This window comes from Endozoicomonas sp. SESOKO3 (assembly GCF_024606255.1).
In genome coordinates this window covers 1-11708 of the sequence record NZ_JAHHPR010000773.1, presented here as the reverse complement: position 1 = coordinate 11708, position 11708 = coordinate 1, and the positions used below count along the sequence as shown (strand labels likewise).

Here is an 11708-nt window from a genome sequence, read left to right as displayed (position 1 = left end):
CCTCAATTTCTTGCAATCCTCGCTACGGACGCTTAAGTCCGACAGGCTGCTAGCGCTGGTTGCGTGATGGGTAGCTACACAGTTTATCCAGCCTTGGCTGGATGTTTTCGGTGACTTTCAAGGAAGGTAGATGTCACCCCAACTTGTACAGCTAAATCATAATGCTGCTGATTCTCTGATTGTTCAGGGTGAAGTCATACATCACCAGATACCGGTACACCTTGGGCTTTTCCCTTTTTGCACCAAGTATCCAGGGTTGCATCAGTAATGCTGGTTTCTCTTTTAAGCTGAACCACGGAAACATTATTGGGTGGCATCATCCTCTGAATAATGGAATTCTTTCATTTCTTTGGAGTAGCGAGCCATAATAGCCTCTTTCTAAATGCTTTCAGTTATTGAGAGTCATGAGTCAAAATAAACGACATCTGTCCTGATAAATGAGATTATTTCGTTCACTACAGTAAGTAGAAAAAATATTATGAGTCAGTGATTTAAAAAACTAAGTCGTTTAATGTAAAACGATAAAGTTCTTACTATTAACGTAAGGTGAGAGATTATTGTAACCGCACTGAGTGTGACGGGCTATAAAATCCCTATTAAATTTATATTAAATTTATATTTAATTTTGATGCTTGTTTATTAGTCCAGTTTGAAGATTTCGCAACCATCCATCTTGGATTTTTCTTATTTTTTAGGGGTTACATTTCGCCAATTGTTGATTTTTAGCTTTTAATACTTACTTTTTCTGGAAAGAGTTTCGGGGCACTACTTTTAGTCGTATGCATCAGCATAAGTATAAGACATACGCCTTATGATTGACGCCAAAACACTCTTTTGATACTTTCTATGCCCATCGAATCGACAGCCAGATTGAAGCGGTTTGTTCGGACGTGTGAGCCCTTTCATAAAAATACCGGCCATCAGTGATGAACCAGATCTGAGATACAAAATCTTAAATCATACTGGTTATCTTTGTCTTGCTATTCCAATATTCAGTAGTTGATTGAAGGGCGGTAGCGTGCTCAAGAGTGATTTTAGATTACTAAGGAAAAGCTTTTTTCTTCTCTTTATTTTTTCCTCAAGTGTCAAGGCCGACGAATGTATAAGGCCTTTACCTTTTGATTCAGTATGTTTAGAGGCGGAGATAGCAGCAGCGATCAAGTATGATGATAATATCTTCCGTAGCCGCAGCAAGAAAGGTTCTTCGGTTTATGTTCTAAGCCCACGGCTTTCTACTTTTCTTAAAAATGATAACAATCGGTATAGCCTGACCTTAAATGCAGCCAGAAATGACTATTCAAGGTTTCAAACGGGTAGTTTTCTTGATTATGGCCTGTCAGGCAGAATCGAGCATGAACTGAACAGCCGACATAGAATCAATCTAGATGTGACCGATGAGTTGTCTCATGATTTGAGTTCAGAAGAAGAGAGAGAAAACCTCTTTCTTGAATACCAGCAGCGGATTATTTCTGGAAAATATGGTTTTGGATCCAAAAGAGCGAAAGCCCATATAGACTTTGAGTATCAGTTGAACACAAGAAACTATGAAGATAGTGGTTTGAACGATCTCCGATTAGAAGACTATGGGTTATTATTTTTCTTGCAGTTGAAGCCTGACACAGATGCAGTATTTGAGGTATCCCATCGTTCACTACAATATCCTGATCTGGAAAATACAGGCTATGAAGTCAGCAGTTATCTGGCTGGTTTTAACTGGAATTACAGCTCCAAGACATTGTTCTTTCTGAAACTGGGGCGTCGATATCAGGTGGCAGATGAGAGTCAGGCAGGAAAAGAAGGTTTTACCGGATGGGATGCTGGTCTCACATACAAGCCAAGAACTTACTCCGTATTCAAACTAACAACCGGTCAAGATTATGATTACGATTACGATGAGCCTCAGAGTGCTAATTTCATACAGGCTCGTTTTATTGATTTTTCCTGGCGTCATGGCTGGAGCGCCAAATTAGCCACCAGATTGGGTTGGATCTATTCAGATGACCGATTGTTTGACGGATCAGGTACCTGGCTTGAGCAGAGAGACATTTATAAATACTCGATTGGCTTATTCTACGAGCCACGACGTTGGTTGACTGTATCGTTGAACTGGAAATATACCGTCAGAAGAGAGGACTCTTTTTCTCCTGATTACGGGTCAGGAGGATATAATCGAAACCAGTATCTAATGACCGGCAAAATCACCCTCTGATCCAGCAGCTATAGGGACATAAAAAGTGAAAAAGACAGTAACAATAATCCAGATGTTTCTTCTGGTTGCCCTGTTTTCTCCGATTGCCCATGGCAAGTTCAATGCTTTGGATAGTTCTTCCTATCAGCTCGGTGTGGGGGATCGAATCATTGTCTCAGTCTATGGCGAAGAAGAGATGAGCCTGAAAGAAGCCAGGCTCAGTGATGCTGGCACCATTTCCATGCCTTTTATCGGTGAGATTAAAGTCAGCGGGATGTCGGTAGGGCGCTTGCAGAGATATATCGAGGGCAAGCTCAGAGGTGATTATTTGGTTGAGCCTAATGTAACGGTGAGAATTCTTGAGTATCGAAAGTTTTTTGTAAGGGGGCAGGTTAAAGAACCCGGTGCCTTTGCTTTTGAACCCGGGCTGACATTAGGAAAAGCCGTTGCGCTGGCAGGTGGCTTTACCGAACGTGCTGCTAAGAAAACGGTAACAGTCGTCAGGGAAAATGTGCAGGGAGAGCAAAGGATCCTGACCTTCAAGCTGAGTGAGCGACTTCAGCCAGGTGATATCATTAACGTTCAAGAAAGCTTTTTTTGATGAATCAGCCAGTAAAGTATGCAACCGTAGTAAAGCCCGGAAATACAGAAGTTATATCCATCTACGAACTTTTCAGTGTTTTGAAGATGTATCGATGGCTGATTCCGGCTTTTACTCTTCTTGTGACGTTAGCTGCCGTTTTTTTCGTGCATATACTCAAACCTCAATATCGTGCAACTGCGACACTTATGATTGAGGATAGGGATAAGAGCATTATCTCAATCAAAGATGTATATGGTATAGCTGGCAGCGATACTTATCTGAACACTCAGTATGAAATTCTGAGATCCAGGACGGTTATGGAGAGGGCTTTACGTGATCTGATTAGTCAGGGGAAAGTGTCATTCGACAAAAATCATCAGAGCTTCAACACTTTTTTGGACGAGTTTGCCAAGCAATATTCTGTCAGTCTGGTTAGAAAAACCCAGATTGTTTACATTGCCTACCAGTCCGAAAGCCCGGAGCTGGCGGCAAGTGCTGCGAATGCTATTGCCCACGCTTACATAGATGCTTGGCTTGATTTGAGGCTGGCTGTGTCCAACCATGCCAAAGATTGGATGGAGGTCCGGCTTAAGGATCTGACAGCAGAGCTCGAAGAAGCTGAGCAGGCTCTTCAGAGTTACCGGGACCATCAAGGTTTGATTGATCTGGGGGGAGAACTGGTTTTGTCCCGAAGTGAGTTAACCGCGCTCACTGAGTCTCTTGCAGAAATTCGGGGGCAGCTTGCTGCAGCAGAAAGCATCTATCAGCAAGTCAGGAATACCGGCAAAGATAATTTTGAGGATCTGAGCTCTTTGCCTATCGTTTTGCAAAGTGACCTGTTACAGAGGCTGAAGGAAGACAAGTCGGTACTTGAACTCGAAGTTGAGGAACTCTCTCGCCGTTATGGGCCCAAGCACCCGAGGATGAAGTCTGCCCTCAGTAAAGTTGAAAGCATTAATCAGAATATCCAGAAGCAAATAAGGAAAATTGTCCAGGGTGCAGAGCGAGAGTATGAGGTGGCTCTGGCCAATGAGAAGGCGATTCAGGCCAATGTTGAAAGGGCCAGAGCTCAGGTCCGGGAAATTAATCGTAAACAGTTTCGTTTGAACGAGCTGGAGCGTCAGGTTCAGACGAAGCGGGATCTATACGATGTTTTCTTTACCCGAATTGGTGAGACCCAAGCTACGTCTGATCTGAATACCAGTAATGCCAGAATTGTTGACGAAGCTATTGTTCCTCTGCGTCCACACAGTCCTGAAAAGAAGTTGATCGTTGTGTCTGCCGCTGCCATTGCTTTTGTCTTAGCTTTAGTTTTGGTTATGATCCGTGAAATGCTTGACAACACGATAAGGATTTCCAGAGATGTTGAAGAGAAACTTCAACAGAAGCTACTGGCGGTAATACCTGAAAAGAAGCAGCCCAAACGTAAAGGGAAAGATCCTCTGAAGTTTTCTCCAGTGTCTTGCGACGCATTTTCTGAGGCCATAAGAACCGTTCGCTCAAGTATTCAGTTGGGCGCCAGCCCGGATCAAAAGGTATTTGCAGTCACTTCAACAGTAGCATCGGAAGGTAAAACCAGCATTGCATTCAATACGGCAATCGCCTTTGCAGAGCTTGGACGAACTTTATTGATCGAAACCAATATGAGAAAGCCTGCTATTCAAAAATATATTGACAGTGTCGCTTGCACTGAAGGATTAGTCGACATTCTGCAAAATCAGGCACACGTTGATTCTTGCATCTCTCAACATGGGAAGTTGTCTGTTCTTGCATCAGGATCTGAAACCGCTGCCGCACAGGACCTGTTAGCTTCAGAGAGATTCTCGAACCTGCTTGGGCTTTTACGGAAACAATACGACTACATTTTTATAGATTGTCCTCCAGTTGAACAAGTCAGCGATGCTTTGTTGGTGGCTGAGGTCTGCGACGGCATCCTCTATATCGTAGGCGCCGGGAAGACAAATGTTGAGCGAGTCAATGCAGCATTAGGGCGTGTAAATCAGTCAGGGACCAATATCACAGGTGTGGTACTGAATAAAGCTGACCCATCAAGAACTCTATATAAGAGCTAGAGCGTTGATAGCTATAAACAGGCCAGAACTCAGACAGTTTGTATTGGCTTTCATCATTGTTTTTTCATTGATGTTCAACTCCATGTTTGGTGCACTCGCCGGGCTGGTGTTTCTGGCGGCAGGCATGCTGGTTTTGGTAATCGATTATGGTCAGTCGCTAGCATTTTGTCGAAAGCACTGGATCATCCTGCTTATTCCAATGCTGGCCATGCTGTCTTTTTTGTGGTCTGACCAGCCGGGTAAGAGTCTTCGAAGCGGTCTTCAGTTATTTCTTACAAGCATTATTGCCATTGTTCTGGCGGAGACCACCAGAGAAGATATTTTCCTGTCTGCAGCGGCTTGCGCGATGTTGATTGCAATGTTGATATCCCTGCTTTTTGGCAGTAGCGCGATCAATGGGTTGACCCAAGAGGTCGTTCTGACCGGTATCTACCAGAGTAAAAACTTTCTTTCTGTGCACTCAGCCTTGAGCTTCTTTACGGGTCTGACGTTGATGTTTAATCGTCATCATGGCTGGATCTTCAGAGGACTGGGAGCCTTGTTGACGTTGATTAGTTTCATTGTGCTGTTGAATGCCAAGTCCCTGGCAGGGCTGGTAGCTGTTGTCGTGAGTGCTTTTGCCGGTCTACTCGTCATCTTTTACCTCAAATGGGAGATGAGAGGCTTCAGTCGCAGAGCCATCAATTTCTTTCTGATTCTTACTGGTGTCTGTTTGGGCCTTGCCATCGTTCTCTTTGTTTCCCAAGGGTATTTTGATGAACTCATGTATAGCCTTGACAAGGACCCCACTCTGACAGGACGTACTTATATTTGGCAGAGAGGGTTAGAGTTTTTCTGGTCAAACCCGGTTCTGGGAACTGGCTTTCAGGCTGTTTTTTATCAGGGAAACGCTGTTGCTGAGGATATCTGGGAAGCTTTAAACTTTACATCCGGGGCCAAATTCAATTTTCACAATATGTTTGTGGATATTCTGATTGAGTTGGGAGTCGTCGGGTTAACGGTTTTTCTGGCCGTTATATTAATACAGTGTCGTAGGATTCTTCTGGAACGATCCCTTGTTATGGGTAGCCGGGAGAGCTATGCAGTATTCATATTTATCTTCATGCTTTCTCAGACCATTCTTGAGGTCAGTTGGTTCAGGGAGTTCTCTATAATGCAGCTACTGATCTGTTTTTCCTGGGTTTATCTGACACCGCGTTCAGAAGTCAACCCCATCCGAATTGTCTATCAATAATAACGCCGTTTTGCAGGATTAAAGTATGGCTGAACAAGATGTTCTGGTGGTGATTCCCTGTCTCAACGAATCTGAGCATATCGAGTCTTTAATCCGGCAGATTCTGGAGAACTATAAAACATGCAGACTGGTCATCGTCGATGGTGGCAGCAGTGATGGTACCCGCTCTATTGTCAGTCAACTAGCTGATCAAGATAGCCGAGTCAGGTTGTTGGATAATCCAAAAAAAATTCAAAGTGCCGGCGTTAATCTGGCGATTGAAGAATATGGAGAAGGCTACGAGTGTTTTATTCGAATGGATGCACATGCAACTTATCCCGAAAATTTCATTTCCAGCCTAATGACCGAGTTTGAGAAGCTGTCGGCGGATTCGGTCGTAGTCTCAATGCAAACCTGTGGACATTCGCGTTTTCAGGAAATGGTAGCGATTACCCAGAACTCATTACTGGGCAATGGTGGCTCAACACATCGCAATAAAGTACAGGAAGGGCAGTGGGTGAAACATGGTCATCATGCTCTGATGAGGGTATCCGCTTTTCAGGCTGTGGGGGGGTACAATGAATCTTATGTAGCCAATGAAGACTTTGAACTGGACCATAGACTCACAGAAGCAGGATACAGGATATGGCATACCGCAGAAACGGTCATGAACTACTACCCTAGAAAGACCCTGACTTCCCTGTTCGGCCAGTACCATCGTAATGGCGTTGGGGTGGCCAGTCATACCCTGCAGCACAGAAAATCTCTGAAGCTGCGACAGGCTTTGCCCATGCTGGTATTTCCATCTGCGCTCCTGCTCTTGCTGGCACCTGTCAGCTTTGTTTTTTTGCTGCCAGCTGTTCTCTGGTGCTTCGTTTGTGTGGGATATGGGCTCGTTCTTGGGGTTTATAACCGATCTTTATACGGCTGTTTGTCAGGCCTGGCTGCGGCAACCATGCATATGGGCTGGTCACTGGGATTCTGTGGTGAAATCGTGAATGGATTGACGCGTCGACTTAAGGGAAGAGCGTATTGATATGGATGTATGCGCAGCCATCTGCACTTTTCGGCGTCCAGCCGTTAGAAAAACACTGGAGTCCCTGGGCCAGCAAAGGGTTCCGGAAGGCGTAAAGCTGTCTGTACGGGTGGCAGATAATGACCTGGAACCGGCAATGAAAAGCCAGATTTTGGCTATCGCTGCTGAAGCCGGACTGAATTTGACCTACATACATGCTCCCTACCGTAATATATCCATAGCCAGAAATGCCTGTCTGGATAATCTTGATTCGGACTACCTGATCTTTATCGATGACGATGAAGAGTTAGCTGAAGGATGGCTGGTAGCTATGTTGAGCAAAGCAGAAAAAACGGCTGCTCAGGTGGTTTTTGGCCCTGTTTTGGCGATTTATCCTGAAAACTGCCCCGAATGGATGGAGCGTTGTGATTTTCATACGACAAAACCTCAGTATGAAGAGGGTGTGATCCAGACCGGTTACACAGGCAACACCCTGCTGGATATGCGGTCTGAGATCATCAATGGAGAAAGGTTTAATCTGTCTCTGGGTCAGACGGGAGGTGAGGATACAGAGTTTTTTACCCGTTTGTTCAGAAATGGAGCAAAACTGGTCTATGAAGAGAATGCCATTGCTTATGAAGAAGTGCCTGCACACAGGGCAAAACTTCGCTGGTTGATCAAGAGACGTTATTGTGCCGGACAGTCCTATGGCCATCGGTTGATAACAGGTCGGGAGAACAGCAGTGCTATTCAAAGTGCAATTGAACTGACGAAAGCGGTTATTAAGGTATTCATCTGCTTTGTCGGCTTGCTCTTGTTCTCAACACATTCACTGAAGAGAAACTTCTGGCTATTGCGGGGCTGCCTTCATCTTGGGGTCACTTCCAAGCTTATTGGCAGAGAAAACCTTAAGCAGTATTAGCGTCAGTACAAAGAAAAATAACAATGCATCCCTCGAAGTCGCGGGTTAATCTGGTTAAATTGACAGTATGTCCGATGAAAGTTCAATGACCAAAGGAGTGATATGGCTGTTTATAAGCAAATTTTTCCCACCGGCCATAACCTTTGCTGTTTTTACCTACACTGCCAGAATTCTCAGCCCTGAAGATTTCGGTTTGGTGGCACTTGCCCTGGCGTTGATATTTCTGGCAGCCTGTCTGCTACCCAGTGGCTGGCGGGATGGTCTGATCAAATTTGAAAAGATTGACAGTCGCCACATCAGCAGTGTTTTCTGGCTCAATCTATTGGTAGCACTGACAATCAGTGCAGTGTTGACGGGATTCAGTTACCTGTCCCTGTTCCAGTTTCAAACCGATGTATTTAATCTGGCATTGAGAATTCTTTGCCTCAAGCTGCTCGTTGATGACTCGTTTAATACATTGAATGCGGTGCTTTTGCGTGAACAGAAGTACGCAACCATTGCCATCAGGGTGACACTATCCAGCTTTCTGTCTGCGGCTATTATAATTGCCCTGATTCATGCAGGTTTCGGGGTCTGGGCCCTGATCTGGTCTCAGGTCATATTGTCTGTTGTTAACTTCATTGCGGTGTTTATTCCCACCAGAGGCTATCTGAAGTTTTACTGCTCAGTGGGTATACTCAAGTCAATGGCTTCATTCGGTTGGTATAGTACGGTGACTACCGGACTTTCAGAACTAGGTAAGCATTACGACTCAGTCATCATCGGTTCCTTTTTAGGCAATAAAGAGCTAGGCTTTTTTAATGTTGCCAAACGACTGTCGGATGTTGTCAGTGATATCTGTATTGGCACCATAAACGATGTCAACTTCCCTTTACTGGCCTCTCAACAAAGTGACTTTGAGCGGGTTAGAACCTCATTTCAGAACTCTGTCTATCTGACCTCCATGTTGCTGTTTCCGGTATTTACCTTGCTGTTTATTGAGGCAGACATGATCTTCAGCATCTTGTTTACTGAGCAGTGGAGCAGCGCAGTGGGCGTTTTTCAGGCATTCTGTATCATTCTTTTAACAGTTGCTCTCGGGGTTCCACAGAAGAGCATCATTCTGATCTGTGATCATGCCCAGTGGTGGGTGAGTAGACAGATCATTTTGCTTATGATCATTATGCCACTGACTGCTATAGCGGCTTCCAAAGGTATGGCGATGTTGCTGGTGGTGTTTGTTCTTAGCAAATTTATTTTTTGCACGATCTCCATGATCAAATCTTGTGACCTGCTTGATCTCAAGCTAACCGATTATCTGGGTAATATCCGGGTAGCTATTCTGGGTTGCTTTTCATTCATTATTGTCCTTTATCTGGCGGAGAATGCTATTCCTCTGCATCCTGTCATTCACTTGGTGGTGGATACAGCCATCGCGGTTTCTATTTATCTGTTTGTTGTCATGTTGTTGGATTATCGGCGGGTCAAGGCAACGCTATGTGATCTGATGCCAAGATATCAGCCTCTGTTTCACAAGCTGGAATGCTGTTTGAACTTGATTTTCAGGTGATCCATGAAGTTAACGTTTTACCAGGGTGAAGTGCCTAATTTCGGGGATGAGTTGAACCGCATTTTGTGGGATGAACTCATTGAACCTGGCTTTTTTGATGACGATGAAGCCCAGTTGTTTTTAGGAGTAGGTTCGATCATCTGGAATGATTTTGATCCTGATGCAAAAAAACTGGTGGTCGGGTCAGGTTATGGAGGTTATACCGATTTGCCTGATGTGCATGACGGCAACTGGCAATTCTGTTTTGTGCGGGGGCCCCGTACCGCAGCTTTTTTGGGCTTGGATAAACAGCTGGCGATCACTGACTCGGCAATCCTGACGCATTTTGTTGGCAGGCCATCGACAGATAAAAAGTTTAAGGCGAGCTTCATGCCTCATTTTCAGAGTATCGATAGGGGAAACTGGGAGCAGGCTTGTATGCTTGCGGGTATCCACTTTATTGATCCCCGTGATGACGTTAAGGTGATACTGGATGCTATTGAGCAAAGTGAACTGATCATTTCAGAGGCAATGCATGGAGCCATTCTGGCAGACACCCTCAGAACCCCCTGGTTAGCTGTTGAACCGTTGGCCAGCCTGCATCGACACAAATGGTATGACTGGAGCGAATCATTGGAGATGACGTTGGAGTTCAGATCCATGCCAGCTTCAAGTCTCAGAGATTTCTGGGCAAAAACAACCGGTGGAACCGGACTGGGCAAAAAAAGTCAGATAGCGGAAAGAATTCTGGCTTTTACCCGGAATTATTTTATCAAGGACGCCGCTAGTCGCTTGAATAAGCTATCAGAAGAAACGGGCTTCCTCAGCGATGAAGCTGTTTTCAAGACTAAGGCTCATCAGGCATTGGAGGCTTTATCAACCATTGCCCCTGTTAAAGTTTGAATCAGTTCTACTGATGGAAAGAGAGCAAGGAAGACTCCTGACCTGAACAGAAGAATAAAAATTGAAGATGTTTGACCATGATTATCAGTAAACCGGAAATAACCCGCAGCAATGGTTTAGCCAGATACTCGGCAAGAATCAATTATGCTCTCGGTGATAAGACGTTAGAATACTCTATTCAGGAAGAGTTTTCAGAGCTGATGTCAGACAGAGCGGATGCCGCATTATTGGCAGTTTTGATTCCGGCGATGAGCAGGGGAGAGAGTATCAGGGTTGAGGGTGCCGTTTCTGAGCACCTTTATCATCATCTGTCGGGTCCTTATCAACATATACTGAAAAGTATTATGCCTTGTCTGCAATTGGTCGAATTATCGGCCGATCAGATCGTCAACTCTTCGTATGATGGCAAGGGCGTTATAACCGGCTTTTCTGGTGGTGTTGACTCATACTGTACGCTGGCTGACTATTTTTACTCCGAGGTTTCACCCGGCTTCAAAGTGACCCATCTGATCTATAACAATGTTGGGTCTCACGGTAAGAAGACAAACCCTGAAATACTCTTCAATGACCGGTATGAAGCATTGAAGCCTGTAGCGGATAAAATCGGTTTGCCTTTTATCAAGGTTAATTCAAACCTTGACCAATTCTATTGCGATCATCTGCATTTCATGCAGACTCACACGGCAAGAAACACCTCTGTAGCCTTGCTTTTGCAGAAAGGAATAGGCCTCTACCTCTATGGTTCTGCCTATGCCTATCCGGAAGTGTTTATAGGTGAAACTGACTCTATGGCGCACAGTGATTTAATGGCTTTGCCCATGCTGTCGACAGAATCTCTGAGAGCCCTCTCGGTAGGCAGTGAATACACCCGGGCTGAGAAAACCATACGAGTTGCCGGTGTTGAAGATTCATATACGTCCTTAGACGTTTGTGTTGGGGATGAAGTCGCAGGTAATTGCAGCAAATGCGTAAAGTGTCTGAGAACATTGCTGACTCTCGATATAGCCGGTGAGCTGGACAAGTACTCCGCAGTGTTTGATCTGGATGTCTATCATCAACACAAAGACAGTTATTGCAGCAGGATTCTCATCAGCAGGGCACCATTGGAGCGAGAAATTGCCCTTCTTGCCAGCAAAAAAGCCTTTCGTTTCCCATTATCATCTCATTTAGGCTCACTGGTTCGTTTTTGTACCAGTGGCAGTAAATACGTTTTCAGGCTCTCAAAAAAACTGCTAGCAGCCTGTCGGACTTAAGCGTCCGTAGCGAGGATTGCAAGAAATTGAG

Annotated in this window: 9 protein-coding genes; all 9 read left to right on the top strand. The window is 44.8% G+C overall.

The window, feature by feature from the left end; translation table 11 throughout:
• Window positions 1-1003: 1003 nt before the first annotated feature.
• On the top strand, window positions 1004-2209 hold the full coding sequence (locus KDK18_RS13630; RefSeq protein ID WP_257255478.1) for an outer membrane beta-barrel protein: 1206 nt from the start codon (window positions 1004-1006) through the stop codon (window positions 2207-2209).
• 25 nt (window positions 2210-2234) lie between these two features.
• Window positions 2235-2789, top strand: a complete 555-nt coding sequence (locus tag KDK18_RS13625; RefSeq protein ID WP_257255477.1) for a polysaccharide biosynthesis/export family protein — start codon at window positions 2235-2237, stop codon at window positions 2787-2789.
• Entirely contained in the window at window positions 2789-4843 is a 2055-nt protein-coding gene (locus tag KDK18_RS13620; protein WP_257255476.1) for a polysaccharide biosynthesis tyrosine autokinase, read from the top strand. The genes KDK18_RS13625 and KDK18_RS13620 overlap by 1 nt, the downstream gene beginning before the upstream one ends.
• Window positions 4844-4925: 82 nt before the next feature.
• Entirely contained in the window at window positions 4926-6077 is a 1152-nt protein-coding gene (locus KDK18_RS13615; RefSeq protein ID WP_257255475.1) for an O-antigen ligase, read from the top strand.
• Window positions 6078-6102: 25 nt separating this feature from the next.
• Complete coding sequence (locus KDK18_RS13610; protein ID WP_257255474.1) at window positions 6103-7092, top strand: glycosyltransferase family 2 protein; 990 nt, start codon at window positions 6103-6105, stop codon at window positions 7090-7092.
• Between the two features lies 1 nt (window position 7093).
• Window positions 7094-7993: a glycosyltransferase family 2 protein gene (locus KDK18_RS13605; protein WP_257255473.1), complete on the top strand. Its 900-nt coding sequence runs from the start codon at window positions 7094-7096 to the stop codon at window positions 7991-7993.
• Between the two features lie 67 nt (window positions 7994-8060).
• Window positions 8061-9542 carry an oligosaccharide flippase family protein gene (locus KDK18_RS13600; RefSeq protein ID WP_257255472.1) on the top strand — a complete coding sequence of 494 codons (1482 nt, stop codon included), beginning with the start codon at window positions 8061-8063 and terminating at the stop codon, window positions 9540-9542.
• A 3-nt stretch (window positions 9543-9545) separates the two neighbouring features.
• Window positions 9546-10424: a polysaccharide pyruvyl transferase family protein gene (locus KDK18_RS13595; RefSeq protein ID WP_257255471.1), complete on the top strand. Its 879-nt coding sequence runs from the start codon at window positions 9546-9548 to the stop codon at window positions 10422-10424.
• Window positions 10425-10501: 77 nt separating this feature from the next.
• A complete protein-coding gene (locus KDK18_RS13590) occupies window positions 10502-11677 on the top strand; it encodes a hypothetical protein (protein WP_257255470.1) in 1176 nt (391 codons plus the stop codon).
• The last annotated feature ends 31 nt before the right edge of the window (window positions 11678-11708 follow it).

What these genes read in the sequence shown, in the direction of transcription:
- KDK18_RS13620 (WP_257255476.1), top strand. Translation starts at nt 2,789, where the DNA reads ATGAATCAGCCAGTAAAGTATGCAACCGTAGTAAAGCCCGGAAATACA.
- KDK18_RS13615 (WP_257255475.1), top strand. Translation starts at nt 4,926, where the DNA reads ATGTTTGGTGCACTCGCCGGGCTGGTGTTTCTGGCGGCAGGCATGCTG.
- KDK18_RS13610 (WP_257255474.1), top strand. Translation starts at nt 6,103, where the DNA reads ATGGCTGAACAAGATGTTCTGGTGGTGATTCCCTGTCTCAACGAATCT.
- KDK18_RS13605 (WP_257255473.1), top strand. Translation starts at nt 7,094, where the DNA reads ATGGATGTATGCGCAGCCATCTGCACTTTTCGGCGTCCAGCCGTTAGA.
- KDK18_RS13600 (WP_257255472.1), top strand. Translation starts at nt 8,061, where the DNA reads ATGTCCGATGAAAGTTCAATGACCAAAGGAGTGATATGGCTGTTTATA.
- KDK18_RS13595 (WP_257255471.1), top strand. Translation starts at nt 9,546, where the DNA reads ATGAAGTTAACGTTTTACCAGGGTGAAGTGCCTAATTTCGGGGATGAG.
- KDK18_RS13590 (WP_257255470.1), top strand. Translation starts at nt 10,502, where the DNA reads ATGATTATCAGTAAACCGGAAATAACCCGCAGCAATGGTTTAGCCAGA.